Source organism: Acinetobacter sp. AYS6 (genome assembly GCF_025630795.1).
Lineage (GTDB): Bacteria > Pseudomonadota > Gammaproteobacteria > Pseudomonadales > Moraxellaceae > Acinetobacter.
The window spans coordinates 445,190-466,239 of record NZ_JAOTNV010000007.1 but is presented as its reverse complement, the minus strand read 5'-3'; the positions used below and the strand labels follow the sequence as shown (position 1 = coordinate 466,239).

The 21,050-nt window shown below is 40.3% G+C and carries 15 protein-coding genes; 8 read left to right on the top strand and 7 right to left on the bottom strand.

Going from position 1 to position 21,050, the window contains the following annotated elements; all coding sequences use genetic code 11:
• Positions 1 to 140: 140 nt before the first annotated feature.
• On the bottom strand, positions 141 to 842 hold the full coding sequence (locus OD757_RS12770; protein ID WP_263032115.1) for a TIGR04219 family outer membrane beta-barrel protein: 702 nt from the start codon (positions 840 to 842) through the stop codon (positions 141 to 143).
• Between the two features lie 644 nt (positions 843 to 1,486).
• On the opposite strand from OD757_RS12770, the gene OD757_RS12765 reads away from it, so the two are divergent.
• Positions 1,487 to 2,965 (top strand): sodium-dependent transporter, encoded by a 1,479-nt coding sequence (locus OD757_RS12765; RefSeq protein WP_009392420.1) that lies wholly within the window; start codon positions 1,487 to 1,489, stop codon positions 2,963 to 2,965.
• Between the two features lie 12 nt (positions 2,966 to 2,977).
• Entirely contained in the window at positions 2,978 to 3,121 is a 144-nt protein-coding gene (locus tag OD757_RS12760; protein ID WP_009392435.1) for a methionine/alanine import family NSS transporter small subunit, read from the top strand.
• 39 nt (positions 3,122 to 3,160) lie between these two features.
• On the opposite strand, the gene rsmB is transcribed toward OD757_RS12760, so the two are convergent.
• A complete protein-coding gene (rsmB, locus tag OD757_RS12755) occupies positions 3,161 to 4,465 on the bottom strand; it encodes a 16S rRNA (cytosine(967)-C(5))-methyltransferase RsmB (protein WP_263032109.1) in 1,305 nt (434 codons plus the stop codon).
• Positions 4,462 to 5,424 (bottom strand): methionyl-tRNA formyltransferase, encoded by a 963-nt coding sequence (gene fmt, locus OD757_RS12750; RefSeq protein WP_263032108.1) that lies wholly within the window; start codon positions 5,422 to 5,424, stop codon positions 4,462 to 4,464. Before fmt ends, rsmB begins: the two co-directional genes overlap by 4 nt.
• 348 nt (positions 5,425 to 5,772) lie before the next feature.
• Here fmt and ilvD point away from each other — a divergent pair, with 348 nt between their 5' ends.
• The 3 genes from ilvD (at position 5,773) to OD757_RS12735 (ending at position 10,023) form a co-directional block, all read left to right on the top strand.
• Positions 5,773 to 7,602: a dihydroxy-acid dehydratase gene (ilvD, locus tag OD757_RS12745; RefSeq protein WP_034678775.1), complete on the top strand. Its 1,830-nt coding sequence runs from the start codon at positions 5,773 to 5,775 to the stop codon at positions 7,600 to 7,602.
• 321 nt (positions 7,603 to 7,923) lie between these two features.
• Positions 7,924 to 9,213, top strand: coding sequence for a hypothetical protein (locus OD757_RS12740; protein ID WP_263032107.1), 1,290 nt, complete (start codon positions 7,924 to 7,926; stop codon positions 9,211 to 9,213).
• Positions 9,214 to 9,291: 78 nt separating this feature from the next.
• Positions 9,292 to 10,023, top strand: coding sequence for a sulfite exporter TauE/SafE family protein (locus OD757_RS12735; protein WP_263032106.1), 732 nt, complete (start codon positions 9,292 to 9,294; stop codon positions 10,021 to 10,023).
• Here the strand turns inward: OD757_RS12735 and OD757_RS12730 are convergent.
• The 4 genes from OD757_RS12730 to OD757_RS12715 form a co-directional block, all read right to left on the bottom strand.
• Positions 10,020 to 10,922, bottom strand: a complete 903-nt coding sequence (locus OD757_RS12730; protein WP_263032105.1) for a LysR family transcriptional regulator — start codon at positions 10,920 to 10,922, stop codon at positions 10,020 to 10,022. The genes OD757_RS12735 and OD757_RS12730 overlap by 4 nt on opposite strands.
• Before the next feature lie 79 nt (positions 10,923 to 11,001).
• Positions 11,002 to 12,297 (bottom strand): solute carrier family 23 protein, encoded by a 1,296-nt coding sequence (locus tag OD757_RS12725; protein ID WP_263032104.1) that lies wholly within the window; start codon positions 12,295 to 12,297, stop codon positions 11,002 to 11,004.
• Between the two features lie 298 nt (positions 12,298 to 12,595).
• Positions 12,596 to 15,280 (bottom strand): phosphoenolpyruvate carboxylase, encoded by a 2,685-nt coding sequence (ppc, locus tag OD757_RS12720; protein ID WP_263032103.1) that lies wholly within the window; start codon positions 15,278 to 15,280, stop codon positions 12,596 to 12,598.
• Positions 15,281 to 15,451: 171 nt separating this feature from the next.
• Complete coding sequence (locus tag OD757_RS12715) at positions 15,452 to 16,075, bottom strand: TetR/AcrR family transcriptional regulator (RefSeq protein WP_263032102.1); 624 nt, start codon at positions 16,073 to 16,075, stop codon at positions 15,452 to 15,454.
• A 150-nt stretch (positions 16,076 to 16,225) separates the two neighbouring features.
• On the opposite strand from OD757_RS12715, the gene OD757_RS12710 reads away from it, so the two are divergent.
• The 3 genes from OD757_RS12710 (at position 16,226) to OD757_RS12700 (ending at position 20,971) form a co-directional block, all read left to right on the top strand.
• Positions 16,226 to 17,332 carry an efflux RND transporter periplasmic adaptor subunit gene (locus OD757_RS12710; protein ID WP_263032101.1) on the top strand — a complete coding sequence of 369 codons (1,107 nt, stop codon included), beginning with the start codon at positions 16,226 to 16,228 and terminating at the stop codon, positions 17,330 to 17,332.
• Entirely contained in the window at positions 17,329 to 20,454 is a 3,126-nt protein-coding gene (locus tag OD757_RS12705; protein WP_263032100.1) for an efflux RND transporter permease subunit, read from the top strand. Before OD757_RS12710 ends, OD757_RS12705 begins: the two co-directional genes overlap by 4 nt.
• Positions 20,455 to 20,593: 139 nt before the next feature.
• Positions 20,594 to 20,971 carry a hypothetical protein gene (locus OD757_RS12700; RefSeq protein ID WP_009392393.1) on the top strand — a complete coding sequence of 126 codons (378 nt, stop codon included), beginning with the start codon at positions 20,594 to 20,596 and terminating at the stop codon, positions 20,969 to 20,971.
• Positions 20,972 to 21,050: the final 79 nt, after the last annotated feature.

The window sequence follows — 21,050 nt, the reverse complement described above, 5'->3', positions numbered from 1 at the left end:
ACACCCCCAACTCAATAGTTGGGGGTGTTTTTTTATGCAGATATTAATCTGAAAACGTAGGTAAGAAGTTAAGACAATAAAAAAGGACTCTATTAGGAGTCCTTTTTTATGTATGAGGGAAATTTCGAGCCCGTTTAGGTTTAGAAATGGGCTTCCAAACCTACGTATGGACCTTTAAACTCAAATTTAAGGTCATTGTTATCATAATCATCTAAATCAATATTAAGTACGCGATAACCTGCTGTTAAACCCAGATCAATGAGTAGGTTATCTGCAAATTTATATTTTACTTCTGCTAATGCATCTGTAATTCGTGCATCATCAAAGTTTGTATAGGTTGCTTCACCTTTCGCACTTAAGCCCGTAAATGGAAGTTTGACTTCACCAGACAAATAAGCGATAGGATATGTTTTATCAATATCTACGCGTTTGCCTGTATACGCAGTGATATCACCATTTAGTACAGTTGCACCAAGTCCCGCATCTACACTCACAATATTGTCTAATAACTCATAATAGAGAATAAAATCGCTATGATCTAAATCAACTTTATAGTTAGCTTGACCTAAGGTTTCCGCTTTAGTCTGACTATCTAAATTTACATAACGAATTTTTGCATTTGGAATAAAAGGGATTGGATGTTCTACTGCCAATGAAAGTTGAGCACTACCTTTTTGATCTAGATCTTGATCGTCAGGGAATTGAGAAGACATATTAGCTTTACCATCATAAAACCAGTAGCCTACCTCTCCCTTTACTCCAACAAAGTCTGCTTGAGCAAGGCCACTTAAGCCCATCCCGAGCGTTAATAAAGATATTTTTAATATTTTCACTTTGAACATCCGCATAAAAGAAATCTTTGAGCGCATGATATAGACATCTTGCTACACATGCATTGATAAAAAATAAGAGAGAGTGATGCGTATAGCGTTAATAATTTTTCTAAGTTGAATGAATTATTAATTATTTCAAATAATTAATATCTGTTTCTTAATTTCGATGATATTAACCCTCCTAAATATTTTAGTATAAATTTTGTCATATAAAAAATAGCTATTATCAAATTCCATTAGAAATTGAAGAACAAATTAATGGATAAGTTGAGTAATTAAGGCGACCTTTTAAGGAATTGGAACAAAATATCATTGAACAATAATTTATAACTATAAGTGTTAGGACATAAAGTTAAGCTGAAAAATAACCAATCGTGATAAAAACTCATAAAATTCGTAAAATTTCTGACGGAAATTACAGTAAAAAGAAATAAAAACAGGTATTGTTCAGCTATATAGGAGCAAAAAATGGACAAAAATCTTTAAGGAAGAATTTTCTATTTTTGCTTGTTTGAAATGAAAATAAAAATACTCACAAGGTGCCTTTTATTCTCAATCAAACACAAAAGTATTCTTTTGGTTCTTTTTTTGCATGCGGAATAACAATCAACAATAGCAGTAAAAATAAGCAATCTTTTAACATTAGGTGTTTTATGACAGATTCTCGTGAAAACTGGACGTCACGATCTGGTTTTATTATTGCAGCCGTTGGTTCGGCTGTAGGCTTAGGTAATATTTGGCGCTTTCCATACGTTGCTTATGAAAATGGTGGTGGTGCGTTTCTTATTCCCTATCTATTGGCACTCATTACTGCTGGTTTACCGTTACTATTTTTAGATTATGCGGTCGGCCATCGTAGTACTGGTTCACCCCCAAAAGCATATCGAGCTTTATTTAAAGGCGGCGAAACATTAGGGTGGTGGCAGGTTTGTGTCTGTATCATCATCGGTTTGTATTATGCAAGTGTTTTGACATGGGCCGGTAGTTATGTTTACTTCTCTATTGGTCAAATGTGGGGAAGTGATCCGGAAGGATTCTTCTTTAATACTTACTTACAAACCTCAAAAGCGACTGGTTTTGATCTACAGTTTGTAAGTCATTTATTCTGGCCAATTGTTGGAATTTGGGCTCTGACTTTGATCATTCTTTATGGTGGAGTGAAAAAGGGTGTGGAATTATCTAATAAGATTTTCATGCCATTATTATTCATTCTATTTACTATTTTGGTGATTCAGTCATTGCGTTTGCCGGGTGCAGTTCAAGGTTTGAATGCATTCTTTACACCAAACTGGTCAGCAATGATGGACTATAAAGTGTGGTTAGCTGCGTATGGCCATACTTTCTTCTCATTATCGGTTGGTTTCGGGATCATGGTCACCTATGCATCCTATTTAAAACCAAAAACGAATTTAACTGGCTCTGGTTTAATTGTTGGTTTTGCAAATGCATCAACAGAGATTCTGGCGGGTATTGGTATTTTTGCAGCGCTTGGCTTTATGGCACACGCTGCTGGTACTGAAGTTAAAGATGTCGTAAGTGGTGGAATTGGATTAGCATTTATTGCATTCCCGAAAATTATTTCAAGCTTAGGTGCCGGGGCTGATTTATTTGGTCTTTTATTCTTCTCTTCACTTTTCGTCGCAGGTATTTCTTCGATGGTTAGTATTTTGGAAGTGCCTATTGCAGCAATGCAAGATAAGTTGAAATGGGGCCGTAAAAAAGCTGTAACGATTATTGGTGGTGGTAGTGCACTTGTATCAATTATTTTATTCTCAAGTGTAAATGCAATTAAGCTGGTTGATATTGTTGACCACTTTATCAATAACATTGGAATTATCGGTGGCGCATTAATATCTATTATTAGCGTAGCTTGGTTTAAACGCTCAGCTCTTAAAGAACTGAGTGAACATATAAATCGTATCTCAACCATTCAAGTGGGTAAGGGATGGGATTTCACTTTAACGGTTATTACCTCTTTAATCTTGTTAACTACACTCTGTATGACTGTTTTTAATTTGATCAAAAATGGCTATGATACTTATAGTATGAGCTTACAAGGTGTATTCGGCTGGGGCAGTGTGATTTTCTGTGCGGTCGTTGCAATCGTGTTAAGCAAAATGAAAGATCGCTAGGAGGATAAAATAATGAATACTTCGGCAATCGTAATGATGGTAATTTCGATGGTGTTTTTATGGGGTGGATTGGTTTTATCCATTCTACATTTATCGAAACATCCTGAAGAGTTAGATGACGTTTTAGAAGATGTAAAAGATCAGCATACGCTTTGATGCTGATCTAGTAAAAAGCAGGCTTAAAGCCTGCTTTTTTTATGCAATTTTTTGAATTTTACAATAATAAAATCCATCACCAGACTGCGCTTGCGGTAATAATTGTCGACCATGAATTTGTTCAAGCCCCCAATTAGCTTCAATCTTAATTTCTTTTGCATCGATATGTTCTGCAAAGAAATTTATCATTTGCTGTTCATTTTCAGCTTTTAAAACTGAACATGTAATGTAGAGCAGCGTACCGCCAACTTTGAGCTGTTGCCACATATGTTCCAGAATCTGCTTTTGTAGCTCAATCGTTTGGGCTATATCGCCAGATTGGCGCAATAAACGTATATCTGGATGGCGACGAATAACTCCCGTAGCAGAGCAAGGGGCATCTAATACGATACAATCTACAGGCTCTGTGGGAACCCATTGGGTCGCATCAGCTGCCAAAATTTCTGTTTGACTTTGATCAAGTGCTAAGCGGTTTAAATTTTCAGTTACACGGACTAAACGGTTAGAATCTTGGTCAATGGCAATGAGTTGAGCTGGTTTAAACTTTTCGAGTAAATGAGCTGTTTTTCCTCCTGGTGCTGCACAGGCATCAATCACTGTTTTATTATTTAAATCTGGTAATAATGTTGCACATAGCTGCGCGTGTTCATCTTGTACAGAAAACCAGCCTTCTTCAAAACCGGGTAACTGGGTAATTTGTACAGATTGTTCAAGAACAATTCCTGCTTCAGATAAAGTGCATGCACGTGCTTGAATATCTAGACTTTGTAATTTTGTTAGATAAGCATCGCGTCCAATATGACGTTGGTTAACTCTTAACGTTAAAGGTGCGACTTGTTTTAATGATTGGCACAGAGATTCAGTTTGTTCTCCCCAATCCTTTTTTAACCTTTTGAAAAGCCAACTTGGTAAGCCATGCGCTTGTTGTAAACCTTGCTCAAAGTCATCTGTTTCACGAGTGGCACGGCGTAAAATGGCATTCACAATACCGCTGAGTGCCGGAAATCCAAGTTGTTTAGTGGCGTCTACTGTTTCTGATATAGCAGCGTGCGCTGCAATACGCGTGCATAAAACTTGATAAAGCCCAACATACAGACAGGTTTCAACAGTTTCATTATTTAAAGGTTTGCTGAGCAAAGGTAGGCTAATTGATTTAAGAGCAAACCATTGGCGTAGCGTACCTAGAACAAGTTCATGAAATAGTGCGCGATCACGTTCTGCAACTTGATTCAGCTGTGTATTTAAAATACTAGCAAGTGATTGCCCTTGCTGAACTTTTAATAACGTCTGAACGACTTGAGCACGTAAGTTAAATCGTGACGAATTTGATGAAACCTGACTCATGGTAGAATTTGTCCTACGTGAAGTTTTTGAGTTTGAGCAATTTGTTGCGCATTCATGGCTTTACCGCCCGGCCATTGCACACTAGTCAGACAAATAAAGGAATCTTGACCACAAGCAACATGTACGCCTTGTTTATCGATTGCAATAATTTCACCCGCTTGAGCATTTGCTTTGCTTTGACTAGAAGTTGTTGAGTTCCAGACACGCAGCGCATTATTTCCATCAAGCTGAACGAAGGCAACGGGCCAAGGGTTAAACGCACGGATATTTCGGTCAAGTTGAGCAGCATTAGTTGACCAGTCAATACGAGCTTCTGATTTCACCAACTTATGCGCATAGACTGTTAGGCTTTCATCTTGAACTTCACGTTCTGCCAAATATTTTTGCAGTGTTTCTTCTGACTCGAGTACGTCACAAATTGCTGTTGCGCCTTGAGCTGCTAGTTTGTCATGTAAAGTCGCTGATGTATCTTCGGCAGTGATTGGACAGTAGGTTTTATACATCATATCGCCTGTATCTAAACCAGCAGCCATTTGCATGATTGTGATTCCGGTTTCTTCATCACCTGTTGCAATCGCACGTTGAATGGGTGCTGCACCGCGCCAACGTGGTAATAATGAACCGTGAATATTTAAGCAACCGTATTTAGGCATATCGAGCACAGCTTGTGGCAGAATCAAGCCATAGGCTGCAACGACCATCACATCTGCACCTAAAGCTGCAAGTTCTTGTTGAGCTGCGAGCCCTTCTTCTGTAGAGGCTTTAAAGTGAAGTGGTTGGTAAACAGAGATACCATGTTCAAGCGCAAGCTGTTTTACAGGAGATGGCGTTAGTTTTTGTCCACGGCCCGCTTTACGATCTGGCTGAGTATAAACGGCGATAATTTCATGGGAAGTTTTTAATAATGCCGCCAATGCTGTTGCAGCAAATTCGGGGGTGCCAGCAAAAATAATTTTCACAAATGCAATCCAAAAAGAGTTTATGGGTAGTATACGTGAAAAACGATTGAAGCCCTAAACTCATGGCTATTGGACATTTGAGTTTTTAAATAGTGAACAAAAAATTATTCAAAAACTTTTATTGATAAAAAAAGGTTATGAAAAAATAAAAAATTATTCATGTAAGTTTTGCTAAATATTGACTGACTATTACTGTTCTTGGCTTTCCGAATATTATTTGCTTCTATAGAATGGAGAATGATCAAATTATGATGATGAGTCAATATTCCGACTGATCTAACGCTATATCAGTATCATTCAGCCAGAGTGGAAGAAATTCCGCTCAAGCACAACTTGTTGGAAACACTAATGCCTGACTATCGTTCAAAAACATCGACACACGGAAGAAATATGGCTGGCGCACGTGGCTTATGGCGTGCAACAGGAATGAAAGATGAGGATTTCGGCAAACCGATTATTGCGGTGGTCAACTCATTTACTCAATTTGTTCCGGGCCATGTACATCTTAAAGATCTAGGGCAGCTTGTTGCAGCAGAAATTCAGGCATCAGGTGGTGTTGCTAAAGAGTTTAATACGATTGCAGTAGATGACGGGATCGCAATGGGGCATGACGGCATGCTTTATTCATTACCATCACGTGATTTGATTGCTGACTCAGTTGAATACATGGTAAATGCTCATTGCGCCGATGCAATGGTATGTATTTCAAACTGTGACAAGATTACTCCGGGAATGCTCATGGCTGCGATGCGCTTGAATATTCCAGTTGTTTTTGTGTCAGGCGGACCAATGGAAGCGGGCAAGGTCAAGTTCCGTGGTAATGAAAAAGCAATTGACCTTGTTGATGCAATGGTTGTTGCGGCTGATGAAAGTTATACAGACGAAGAAGTTGAAGAATTTGAACGTTCAGCATGTCCAACATGTGGTTCATGTTCAGGTATGTTCACTGCAAACTCAATGAACTGTTTAACAGAAGCTTTAGGTTTATCTTTACCGGGTAATGGTTCAATTGTTGCAACACATGCCAATCGTGAAAAATTATTTTTAAGAGCAGGCCAGCTTATTGTTGAATTAGCTAAGCGCTATTACGAACAAGAGGATGCAAGCATTTTACCTCGTTCAATTGCAACTAAGGCCGCGTTTAAAAACGCGATGACCCTTGATATTGCAATGGGTGGTTCAACCAATACGGTTCTGCATTTATTGGCTGCGGCAAGTGAAGCAGAAGTTGATTTTACAATGGACGATATTGATGAGTTGTCACGTCGAGTTCCTGTATTGTCTAAAGTAGCGCCTGCAAAACAAGATGTTCACATGGAAGATGTCCACCGTGCTGGCGGTATTATGGCCATTTTAGGTGAACTTGATCGTGCGAATTTACTCGATGTCTCAGTACCAACTGTACACGAGAAAACTTTGAAAGATGCCTTGGATAAGTGGGACATTATTCGTACTGAAGATGCAGACGTGTATGAGTTCTATCGCTCATCTCCGGGTGGTGTTCCAACTCAAGTTGCATTCTCTCAAAATCGCTACTATGCAACTTTAGATGGCGATCGTGAAAAAGGCGTTATTCGTAATGCAGAACATGCATTCTCTAAAGATGGTGGTTTAGCAGTTCTATACGGCAACATCGCGCTTGATGGCTGTATTGTAAAAACTGCGGGTGTAGATGAATCGATCTTGAAATTTACGGGTACAGCGCGTGTGTTTGAGAGTCAAGATGCGGCTGTAGATGCAATTTTGGGTCATGACATTAAAGCTGGCGATGTGGTTGTGATTCGTTACGAAGGTCCACGTGGTGGTCCGGGTATGCAAGAAATGCTTTACCCAACCAGCTACCTTAAATCGAAAGGTTTAGGAAAAGACTGTGCATTGGTGACAGATGGACGTTTCTCTGGTGGTTCATCAGGTCTTTCAATTGGACATGTTTCGCCAGAAGCTGCTGAAGGCGGTGCAATTGGTTTGGTTGAAGATGGCGACACCATTGAAATCGATATTCCAAACCGTACTATTCACTTGAACGTTGATGATGCGACTATGGCGCACCGTCGTACAGTTCAAGAAGCAAAAGGCTGGCATCCGAAAGAAGAACGTAAACGTAAGGTATCAAAAGCGTTAAAAGTTTATGCAATGCATACAACAAGTGCAGCGAAAGGAGCTGTACGCGTTCTATAAAATATTCAATTTTATTAATTGAATAGAAACTATGCATCCATTTGCACGATGAATTATTATCATGCTGATGGGTGCATTTTTTACGTCTGTTCGAAAAAATAGGCTTGTAGATGAAGGTGTGGCAAGTCATTCTATGGGTTTCTCATAAAATGATGATAAAATCTTCACCGATGCAGCAACACGTGCAATAACATGATCTTTGTTCTGCGTAAGCAGAGCTCGTCAGCATTTTGTATATGAAGTTTCTGCGGCACGTTGTACTGCGATCAAAGCAGTTTTTTGGTCTTGCTTAGGATTTATTTTTTTAGAGGCTCTACTCTCATGTCACTGCTACGCCGTTGGTTTGACCCTATCCGATCGAGTTGGTTTTACCAAAAACCTTCTCGTCAAGCGGTGTTACCCACGGAAAATGGTTTAAGTATTTATTTACGACTTGATGATGTGTATAGCTACTTAGCTGTTCAGCAACTATCTCAGCTCGATGAGATTTTAAGTGATGAGCTTAAACCTTTAAAAATTATTATTTCCCATACGGCTTCTGAACCTCCGAATGGTATGTCGCATGAAGAATGGCAAAATTACTGTCTGAATGATGCCAAAATATTAGCCAAACAGCATCGGTTTGCTTTTGATGAATTTCCAGAAATACCAAGCCAAGAATCTTTAAAACAAGCGGCAGTTATATTAAAAAGAACCCCATTACAAGGTCAGAATTTCTTACATTTACTTGAAGATATTTTTCACATGCTTTGGCAGCAGCAATACGGAAAGCTACGTACTTTACATGCCATGGCAGTTAAACATCAGCTTCCTCAACATTTTTCAGAACGTATTTTTACGGATGAGCCTGTACCGGCCGCATACTTTGAGTTTGGTGGTCGTAAATATCATGCAGTAGATGATTTATTACGTTTAACCCGTCGTTTAAAACAGCAAAAGTTACTGACTGGCAATCCAATTTTTTTAATTAATCATATCGAATGGCGTGAACATTTGATTAATGATGCTGAGGCACTTACCGAAATTCAGACACTTCGTCCCGAACTCGATATATATATTGCCTTAGAAGATCCGATGAGTTGGCTATTACTTGCTTATATTAAGGAAGAACTGGCTGATTATTATGATATTCAATTAAAAGTTTACCCCTTAAGCTACCAAGGCCGAGATTGGTTTGATTGGAGTTTGGCAACACGCGTTTCTAAACGCACAGGTGTAGCTTTTACGCCTTTTTGCCGTCCTACAGAAGAAAGTACGCTTGAGATGGCAAAGCTTTTCTATAGTGTGCAGGAAAATCAGCAAATCGATACGATTTTTACGATCTTGCAGGCCGTTTGGACAAAAGGTAAAGATTTATCTTTCCAAAAGCATTTTCAGGAATTACAGCAGCAGTTAGGAATTGAGCAGTTAACCGAGCAGGATGTGCCAGCTGTTCTGGCGCAAAATGATGCTTTTTGCAGAGATAAGCATCAACCTGATTTGCCAGTTTTAGAGTTGCGTATTGATGGTCAAAGCTATGTATTTAATAGTTTGTACCGTGTTTGGATGATTGAAAGTATTTTTAGCAATGTGTTAGAAGAAAAATATAAAACGGCCTCAACTTTTAATTGAGGCCTGCTTCTAAAAACAAGAATAGGGCAAAGCCTGTTTTTTCCGTAGCATAACCTGGTAAGGAATCGGAGATAAACAGTGACATTTCTAGCAATTATTATGATGGTGTTTGCCTTTGCTGGCATGATTAAAGGCATGATCGGCTTAGGGTTACCAGCAGTATCGATGGGCTTACTCACTATCGCAATGAGCCCTTTTCAAGCAGCCTCTCTTCTGATTGTTCCTTCGATGGTCACCAATGTCTGGCAGCTTTTTGCGGAAGGACATGTCTGGTCTTTTATTCGCCGTTTCTGGACTTTGCTCGTAGGCATTGTAGTGGGGTCAATATGGAGCTTTCTACCCACTTTAAGTCAAAGTCATGGGCACAGTAGTGAAATTTTATTAGGCTGTATGCTGGCTTTATATGGGCTCTATGGACTATGCGTGAAGAAGCTCCCACACTTAGGAAAGCATGAGCGTTGGCTATCGCCGATCATTGGTTATATTGGTGGGGCAGTCACTGTAGCCACAGGCGTCATTATTATTCCTATCGTGCCATATTTGCAGTCTTTGCATTTAAAACGTGACGAGCTGGTACAGGCTTTGGGGCTGACTTTTACTGTCTCTACCATTTGTCTGGCAGTCTTTTTACACCACAACCCTATCTCAGGAATAACACTCGATTATCGTTTGTCTTTTGCGGCTTTATTCGCTGCACTCGTTGGAATGTGGTTAGGTAAAAAAATCCGTTATCGATTGAATGAGCAGAAATTCCGCCGTATTTTTTTCATTGGTTTAATGTCATTAGGGTTTTATATGATTTTGCATTAAGCCGATTTTTCAGGACGGTGTTGCAATAAAAAATCTGCAAATTGTTGGTAACTGCTAGGGAGCTGATTGAAATTTTGTGTTGCGAGAAGCAGTTTGCGGTTTGCCCAAGCCCCTAATAACTGGATTGAATGAAAATCATAGTCTAATTGCAAACGCTGTGCAGCGCGGGCGGGCATAATCGCAATTCCAACGCCTTTGGCAACGACCTCAGCAATTGCCCCAAAGTTAGGTAAGCGTAAACGGTACTGTATGTTAAAGCCTAATAACTTAGCTTGAGTTTCAATGGATTGTTGCAAAGAATGATGGGATTTAAGACCAATAAAGCCATAGCTTAGAGCATCTACTAAATTCAGCTCAGAGTATTGAGCTAAATTGTGGGCAGTAGGGCAAATCAGAACTAATGGATCACTCGCAAATTCCTTAGTTTGCAAATGTCTGGTATCAAAAAAACTTGAGACCAGCCCAAGGCTTGCCATACCTTGCGTTAATGCATCTACAATTTCTGAGCTTTCTGCTTCGTGTAAATCGATATTCATTTCGGGATGAAGTACTAAATATTGAGGTAAGAGCGGAGGCAAATATTCACTTTGAGCAGAAGAGTTACACCAAAGCGTTAATGCTTCTGTTGTAGGGTGCCTAAACCGCTGCATTTCTTGTTCTAATTGATCTTTTTGCGCCATGAGCTGACGAGCGTGTTCTACAAAAGCGTGTCCTGCTGTAGTGAGTTCTACGCCAGTGGTTTGGCGAATAAATAAGGGTGTCTCAAAATACTGTTCGAGTTTTTTTATACGCTCGCTCGCTGCTTGAAGTGAAATAGCAGAGCGGTCCGCACCTTTAGTTAGGCTACCAGTCGAGACAATATGAAGAACCAACTGTAAATCAAAAAAATCAAAACGCATGATAGGAACGTATTGAAACGCAAAAATTCATCATACTAAATCGTAATCAAAAAAGGCAGCTTACGCTGCCTTTTTGAACTTAGGTTTTATCTTTTAAACTAAATAGCCAGTTTAAAATAATAGCTGCAAAAGTTGCTGTACCAATGCCACCTAAATTGAAATTACCAAACATTAATTCAAAATTTCCGGCACCTAAAATAATCGTTACAGAAGCAACAATCAGGTTTTTATTGTTAGAAAAATCAACTTTGTTTTCAATCCAGATTTTTGCACCAGCAATAGTAATTAAACCAAATACAACAATAGATGCACCTGTTAAGACAGCACTTGGAATAGTACTAATTACCGCGCCAAATTTTGGAGATAAACCCAAGAAAATGGCGAAGACACCAGCAATCACAAAAACAATGGTTGAGTACACACGAGTGACTGCCATAACGCCAATGTTTTCGCCGTAAGTGGTCATCCCCGGCGCGCCAACACTACCAGAAAGCGTTGTTGCTAAACCATCTGCAACAAATGCTTTACCTAATTGCGGCGTCAGGTTCTCACCAGTCATTGCACCTACTGCTTTAATATGACCTAGGTTTTCTGCTACTAAAATAAGCGCAACTGGCGCAATAATTAGCATTGCTTTGGTATCAAAAGTAGGATGTGAAAAGTTTGGGATACCGAACCATGCAACCTGTGAGATCTGGCTAAAATCGATTGGTTTACCAAAACCTAGCCCATTGGTGGTGATGGCGTAAATTGCATAAGCCAAAATTAAACCGACCAATAGAAGCAAACGTTGCAATAAGCCACGAGTAAAGACTGCAATACTACCCATACAAAGTACGGTAATTAAGGCCATCCACATTTCAAATGGTTGGCCTGCAACACCTTTAATGGTAACGGGTGCGAGGTTTAGACCAATAATCATCACAATGGCGCCAGTCACCACAGGCGGCATGAGTTTTTCGATCCAACGTGTACCCGTAAGCATCACAATAAAACCGATAATGGCATAAAACACACCACATGCTACGATTCCGCCTAAAGCCATAGAAAGGTTTGGATTGGCACCTGAACCTGTAATATGTCCAGTTGCTGCTGCAACCACACCAATAAATGCAAAACTTGAGCCTAAGTAACTCGGAACACGACCACCCGTAATTAAAAAGAACAGGATGGTACAGATACCAGACATTAAAATGGCAAGGTTAGGATTAAAGCCCATGAGTAATGGTGCTAAAACAGTTGCTCCAAACATGGCAAACGCATGTTGAATACCTAAAATAGCACTTTGAACTGGAGGGAGATATTCGTTGGTAGAGACCGGTCGGTGGTCAATATCACCTTGGTAAGGCTGCCATTTTGGAAACCAATTGGACATAAAATAAGCTCGTTATTCTTTAATTGGTGCCATGATACTCTTTCTTGAGAGTGCATTTAATCTCTAGAGAGAAGTATGTTAGTGAAAAGTAATTATTTTTTAACGATTGGTATAATTTTATGAATTCTAAATATAAGGAATTAGTTATTTTTTTCTCATAAAGACTAATTTTTTGATTTTAAAAAAAATTTCAAAAAAATAGAAAATCAGGGAAAATTTAAGAAAACCGGGGAACTTTGTCAGTAAAAAGCAGCGCATCAGTGATGCACTGCTTTATTAAACAATTGGTAAAATTAGCTTAGCCCGTATTACGTAAACCAGCAGCAATACCCGCAATACTCACCATAAGTGCATGGTCAACAGGTGTGTTCTCTGCCTGACGCTCAGCAAGATAATCACGGCGGCGTTTCATGAGTTCAGCCTGTAAAAGATGCAAAGGAAGTAAGTACGGTTTACGAACTTGCATTGATTGATCAAGAACTTCGTTATTGCTAAGAAGCTTTGATTCATCTTTCAATTTAAGGAGTGTTTCAACAGCATCTTTTAAGCGCTGACGTAATTGATTACCGAGCACTTTTAAATCTTCATCGTCAGTCAAATGAGACTCGTAATAGAGTGCAATGTTGGCATCGGATTTAGACAATACCATTTCCAACATATCAATAAGCGTCTGGAAATAAGGCCATTGCTGGAGCATTTCATCAAGCGTTGCTTTTTGCTGATCGGCAATCACTTCATTAATTGCTGCACCAGTACCTAGCCATGCAGGTAGCATCAAACGGATTTGAGTCCATGCAAATACCCATGGAATCGCACGTAACGACTCGATACCACCACTCACTTTACGTTTTGCTGGACGTGAGCCTAATGGCAACATTTGCAATTCAAGTTCAGGCGTAACGGTCCGTAAATACTTCACAAAATGTGGATTTTCACGCACTGTCTGGCGATAAACCTTCACAGAATGATCTGTCATACGGTTCATGATTTCACGCCACTCGGCTTTAGGCTCTGGTGGCGGTAATAAAGTCGCTTCGAGAGTTGCAGCGGTATAGATTTCAAGGTTTTGCATGGCAATCCCTTCTAAACCGAACTTGAAGCGAATCATTTCACCTTGTTCTGTGACACGGATTGCACCAGAGATCGAACCTGGTGGTTGTGAAAATAGTGCCTGTTGTGTTGGAGCACCACCACGACTAATTGAACCACCACGGCCGTGGAACAGCGTCAACTGTACACCGTGTTTTTGAGCAATTGCAGTTAGCTCTTCTTGAGCACGATATTGCGCCCAGTTAGCTGACATGAAACCAGCATCTTTTGCAGAGTCGGAGTAACCGATCATCACTTCATGTTTGCCCTGAATGTGCTGTTTATACCAATGCATATTGAACAGCGTATTCATGGTTGTTGCAGCGCCATCTAAATCTTTTAAAGTTTCAAATAGAGGAACTACACGTAAAGGGTGCTGAATACCTGCTTCTTTTTGCAATAACAACACCGCTAAAACATCACTTGGATATTCAGCCATCGAAATAATATAAGCCCCTAAAGACTCAGGCGGTTGGTCAGCCAAAGTACGCATGGTTGCAAATACTTCTTGGACATCTGGGTGCCCAATCAAACTGCCTTCAGGTTCATTAATATATTTCGGTAAAAGTGGGCGCTTGCTTTGTAATTCCTGAATCAGGAAGTTTTGGCGCGCTTGTTCAGTCCACGATTCAAAATTACCTAAACCTAAATATTCAGTAATTGCTGAAATCGCTTGGCGATGACGACCTGATTCTTGGCGAATGTCGAGTTTAAGTAGTTCAATACCAAAACAGTTCACACGATAAATAAAGTCGAGGAGTTGACCATTCGCAATTTCAGGTAAGTTACTGTCGATTAAAGAGCGATAGCATAGCAATAGGGGTTGTAAAAGCTCATCTTTGCTTTTAATGACATTGCTGTCGTCTGCTTCTAAGCCTTGTAAGCGCTGTGCTAACCAGTGGCGAGTCGCTTTTAAGCGTTCGCGTGTAGCACGTAAATATTCACGATAAGGCTCTGCATGTTGGTTACCAATAGCCTGAATCATTTCTTCAGAACAGGTTTGAATTGAAAGTTCCCAACGTAAGTTTTCGATATCTCTTAGGTAAAGGTCGGCAGCTTGCCAGCGTGATAACCACAGTACTTCTTGGGTAATTTGATGAGTAACATTTGGGTTGCCATCGCGGTCTCCACCCATCCAAGATGCAAAACGTACTGGTGCAATGTTAAGTGGTAAATTTTGTTGGCAATTTTCTTGGACCAACTCATTTAACTCACGAATAAATTTAGGTACGGCATTCCAGAGCGTTTGTTCGATGGTTGCAAAGCCCCATTTTGCTTCATCGACAGGGGTCGGGCGATGTTGACGAATTTCATCTGTTTGCCATGCCGAACTAATTTGTTGCTTTAAGTTGGCAAGTGCATTTTGTCGTTCACGTGGGGTAAGTTTTTGCTGATCAAGCTGTGAAAGACAAGCATTAATATCATCATATTTTTGAATGAGGGTACGACGGCTAACTTCGGTCGGATGCGCTGTAAGCACTAGCTCAATATTGAGATCGCAAATTTGCTGGAACAGTTTTTCTGTTGAAATACTTTTGTCTTTAAATTTTTCAAATAGGTGAACAAGAGGATTCGGAGAGTTGGCATCCGAATCAAATTCTGCCTGTCTGCGGCTACGAACCACATGATATTGCTCGGCAATATTGGCAAAATTGAGGAAATGAGAAAAAGCACGAGTAAGAGGGAGTAGCTCTTCATCGGGCAGTTCCAAAAATAATTGTTCTAGTTGCTTTTCGGCTTCAGCTTGACCATCACGTGCACCTTTGGCAAGAGCACGGATTTGCTCGATCTGATTAAACAGTTCTTGTCCTGCATGTTGTTTTAGGGTTTCACCTAACAAATTGCCAAGTAAACGCACATCCTCACGCAGTGGCGCATCGATTTGCTGAACCATGCTATTTTTCTCCTGTTCTTATTCTTATCGAATATAGCGCGATTAACAAACATTCCAAGCTTTGAGCGTAAGAAAATGTGAATTTTTGCTTAAAAAATAACATTTAATTCGCTTATTGCGTCTTAAAAGTAGACATGCACTCAGTGCAACTTTTGGCAATCGGACTTTGGTTTAATTCCGATATTTGAGCAAAAATAAATGAATTGCATCCTGAATAATGTGTTCTAGCTCTTGAGCATTTGGTACGGCAATAATTCTAAGTAGAACCTTATGGTGACGTACTCCAAGCAACAAAGTTAAAAGAAGCTCTGTTTGATAAATTGGATCATCGGCTTGGATAAAACCTAATTCAGCTGCTTTTTGGAAGAATGCGGCTAACTGATTTTGAAGTCGCGTATGCGATGCATCAAAAAACTGTTCAGCTAAAGGGCTTTGTTCTGCTGCGAGTTCAAATAATACATGTTCCAGCTTTAGTGCTTCAGGTGAATAAATAATCTGCAAGGCGCGTGAACACACGAAATAGAGTGCTTGATAAAAATCTGCCGATGCATCTAATTCAAATTGTTTATTACTTAGAGTCTCTTCACAGGTTTGTGTAATTGCACAGATAAATAGGTTCACTTTGTCTTGAAAGTGATTATAAACCGTGAGCTTAGTAACTCCTGCTTCCTGTGCAATCTGGTTCATGCTAGTACCGTGATAACCGGATTTCAAAAAAATGGCTTTCGCAGCTTGCAAGATACGAGCACGTTTTTCCAGATCTTTGGGGCGTCCACTTTGATTAACTGTTTGCACAAAATCCTCTGATAAAAATTTAAAAAAAATATCAATTTATAAGTTTTTCTTTAATTAATGTACCCGTGAGTATATTAATTAAAAAATAAACAATTTATGATGCAAGCATATTGTGCCTTAAAAAATCAGTTTGAATAAGAGCGATAAGATATGAATCTGTTAAAACCTCTCATCATGAGTATGGTGATTGTTTGTACGGTCACATTAATGGGGTGTAGTAAAGAAGCTCCCAAAACAGAAGAAATACCCTATGTGATGGTGGCTCAACCCTTAACTACTCTCAATGAACAAAAAAGCTATGCAGGGGATGTGCAGGCTAGACAACAAACAGCTTTAGCATTTCGGGTTGGTGGACAAGTTACGGCACGTTACGTAGATGTCGGTGATCGAGTTAAAGTCGGACAAGTTTTAGCAAAGCTTGACGTGGCAGATGCTCAGCTACAATTAAATGCTGCTAAAGCCCAACTTGACAATGCACAGGCTTCAGCAAAAACAGCAGCAGATGAACTTAAACGTTTTCAGCAATTATTGCCGATTAATGCGGTGAGTCGTTCGCAATTTGATACGGTAAAAAATCAATATGACGCGGCACAAGCGGCGCTACAGCAAGCTCGTTCTAACTATGAAGTGTCTGCGAACCAAACTGGTTATAACCAACTCGTTTCTAATAAAAACGGGGTGATTACTGCGCGAAATATTGAAATTGGACAAGTGGTTGCAGCTGGACAGGCGGCTTATCAACTGGCCATTGATGGAGAGCGTGAAGTTGTCATTGGCGTGCCAGAACAAGCGGTTGCCGAGATCAAGGTTGGCCAAGCAGCTTGGGTGACTTTATGGTCTAAACCGAATGACCGATTTGCGGGTTATGTGCGTGAAGTTTCCCCAGCAGCGGATCAGTCTCGTACATTTACAGTCAAAGTTGCACTCAAAGAAGGTCAATCTGCGATTCAGCTTGGACAAAGTGCACGCGTATTTTTTAGCTCAACTCACACCAATGTGATGAGTGTGCCACTTTCGAGTGTTTCAGCAACAGATAATCAGCCTTATGTCTGGGTGGTTAATGCGAATCAGACATTGCGTAAAGTACCTGTAACGATTGGTGCATATGGCAAAGACAGCGTACCTGTGTTATCTGGCGTGGGACCAAATGATTGGGTTGTGATTGGCGGCGTGCATTTGCTACGTGATAAACAGAAGATTCACCCGATTGATCGTGAAAACCGTGGGGTGGAAATTCAGGGAGCAACCCAGCCATGAAATTCAATCTCTCGGAATGGGCACTAAATAATAAAGGCATCGTCCTTTATTTTATGCTGTTGCTTGGCATTATCGGTGCAATCTCTTATTCAAAATTATCTCAAAGTGAAGACCCACCATTTACCTTTAAGGTCATGGTGGTGCAGACCTACTGGCCTGGGGCGACTGCCAAAGAAGTTTCTACTTTAGTTACGGACCGTATCGAAAAGGAACTCATGACAACAGGGCAGTATGACAAGATTATGGCTTACTCCCGTCCGGGTGAGTCGTTGGTCACTTTTGTGGCTAAGGATTCGCTGAAGTCAGCCCAGATTCCTGATGTTTGGTACAACGTTCGTAAGAAGGTGAATGATATACGTCATGAACTACCAAACGGTGTACAAGGTCCATTTTTCAATGACGAATTTGGAGACACTTTCGGCAATATTTATGTACTGACAGGCAAAGACTTTGACTATGCAGTTCTGAAAGAATATGCAGATCGTTTGCAATTACAGCTTCAACGGGTCAAGGATGTCAGCAAGGTCGAATTAATTGGTTTGCAAGATCAAAAAATCTGGATTGAGATTTCTAACACCAAAGCGGTACAGCTTGGTATTCCAGTTACAGCGATTCAAGACGCCTTACAAAAGCAAAATAGTATGGCAAGTGCAGGTTTTTTTGAAACAGGCACAGACCGTATTCAGATTCGGGTAAGTGGTCATTTACAAAATATTGATGAAATTAAAAAACTGCCTTTACTGGTAGGTGATAAAACCATTCAGCTCGGAGATGTCGCTGATGTCTACCGTGGTTTTAGTCAACCTGCTCAGCCACGTATGCGTTTCATGGGTGAAAATGGTATTGGTATTGCTTTATCGATGCGTAAAGGCGGTGACATTATTGCCTTAGGTAAAAATCTAGAAACAGAATTTGCCCAACTACAAAAAACTTTGCCTTTAGGCATGAAGCTGCAAAAAGTTTCTGACCAACCTGTAGCAGTACAACGCAGTATTCATGAGTTTATAAAGGTACTCGCTGAAGCAGTTATTATTGTCTTGTTAGTGAGTTTTTTCTCTTTAGGTTTCCGTACAGGATTGGTTGTCGCTTTTTCTATTCCTTTAGTGTTAGCAATGACCTTTGCAGGTATGAGTCTATTCGATGTCGGTCTGCATAAGATTTCGCTGGGTGCTCTGATCTTGGCGCTAGGTTTGTTAGTCGATGATGCCATTATTGCCGTCGAGATGATGGCAATTAAGATGGAGCAGGGTTATAGCCGAATTAAAGCCGCCGGATTTGCATGGAAAACAACAGCATTTCCTATGCTGACCGGAACGCTGATTACTGCGGCTGGTTTCTTACCCATCGCTACGGCTCAGTCTGGTACAGGTGAATACACACGCTCTATCTTTCAGGTGGTGACAATTGCCTTATTAGTGTCTTGGGTCGCGGCAGTTTTATTCGTACCTTATTTAGGCGAAAAGCTATTACCCGATTTTACTAAAACAGGGCATCAGGCACCTTGGTATGTCCGGTTATGGGCGAGATTAACCAAAAAACCGCAACCGCAAACTGTGGCCATTTCACAGGACCATCACTACGATCCTTATCAATCTAACTTCTATTTACGTTTTAGAAAGATGGTCGAGTTTTGTGTGACCTACCGTAAAACCGTGATTGCAACGACGGTGGGTATTTTTGTGCTATCTGTGCTGATGTTTAAGATCGTTCCTCAGCAGTTTTTCCCACCTTCGAACCGTGCCGAGATTTTAGTCGATTTAAAACTTGAGGAAGGTGCTTCTTTAACAGCGACAGAACAAGCGGTGAAAAAGGTTGAAAAATTCCTGTCTAAACAAAAAGGTATTGATAATTATGTGGCTTATGTCGGTACAGGTTCACCACGTTTTTATTTACCGTTAGACCAGCAATTACCGCAAGCCAGCTTTGCGCAGTTTGTTGTACTCGCATCATCGCTTGATGATCGTGATGAAATTCGCCGCTCGTTGGACACACAAATTAAGCAATTACTGCCGCAAGTGCGTACTCGCGTGTCATTACTGGAAAATGGCCCACCTGTTGGTTATCCATTGCAATATCGTGTGTCGGGTGAAGATCAAAATCTGGTTCGTCAAGAAGCACAGAAAGTCGCTAAACTGATTAGCGAAAATCCGAATACCACCAATGTGCATTTAGATTGGGGTGAGCCGAGTAAAATTATTTCAATTCAAATTGACCAAGATCGTGCTCGACAAATGGGTGTGTCTAGTCTGGATTTAGCGAATTTCATTAATGCATCAATTACAGGTAGTGCGATTGAGCAATATCGTGAAAAGCGTGAACTCATCGAAATCCGTTTACGTGGCGATCAGAGCGAACGAGTTGAAGTGGCTTCATTGGCAAGTCTAGCTGTACCCACGACAAATAGAACGACTGTGCCTTTAGCTCAGATTGCTAAAATTGAGTATAAGTTTGAAGATGGTTTAATTTGGCATCGTAATCGCTTACCGACCATTACTGTTCGTGCAGATATTCGGACTCAATTACAACCAGCTACAGTGGTTGGCGAGTTAGCTGAATCAATGGATAAGTTACGTGCTGAATTACCAAGTGGCTATCTTGTTGAAGTCGGTGGAACTGTAGAAGAGTCTGCACGTGGGCAAAACTCTGTTAATGCGGGTATGCCACTGTTCTTGGCTGTGGTCATGACATTACTGATGATTCAGCTTAAAAGCTTATCTCGTGCGACCATTGTGTTGTTAACAGCTCCACTTGGTTTAATTGGTGTGGTTTTATTCTTACTATTATTTAACAAACCATTTGGTTTTGTGGCCATGTTGGGCACAATTGCACTCTCTGGGATGATCATGCGTAACTCGCTTATTTTGATTGATCAAATTGAACAAGACAGGCAAGCAGGGCATCCAACCTGGGAAGCGATTATTGAGGCAACAGTGCGTCGATTCCGTCCGATTATTTTGACTGCTTTGGCAGCCGTGTTAGCGATGATTCCACTTTCACGAAGTATTTTCTTTGGTCCGATGGCCGTTGCGATCATGGGTGGATTGATTGTTGCCACCTTACTGACATTATTTTTCTTACCTGCGCTCTACGCAGCGTGGTTTAAGGTGAAAAAAACCGCATAAAATACATAAATTTTTTGTGAATAAAGGTGCGAAATATTGAAAACTCCAATATAGTAGCACCTGTCTTTACACAAAAAATACAGGATTATTTCACTGCATAAAAAATAGGCAAAATGCAGTGAATTGAGGTGAAATACAGATGGGGCAAGACCATATCGAACAGCATCGCCGTTATATAGTCATTTCTTATGCGTTCATGTTTCTTGCATTGTTTACGGTTATTTTTGCGGCCTTTGCTTATTTGGTCGCTCGTAAAGTGGCGGTTGTAGATAATGCAGAAGTTTGGATTCATGCGCATGCACTATGGATTATGCGAAACGGGATTCTATTTCTTTGTATGGCAATTTTTGCTGTGGTCTGGTTTATTCCGCTCTTCTTTTTTGCATGGGATAGTAATCTTTGGGTAACCGCTACTACAGTTGCTGGTGTAGTTTTTAGCGCTATTGCGTGGTTATTTCTATTAAATGCATGGTTAAAAGGCTTGTCTAAATATTTAAAAAATAAGGCAGTTTTTTAATATATCTATTTTTTAAACATTTTCCCCTTGTAAATTCGGCTAAAGCACCCCATTTAGTCGGCAATAGAGTATTGATAAA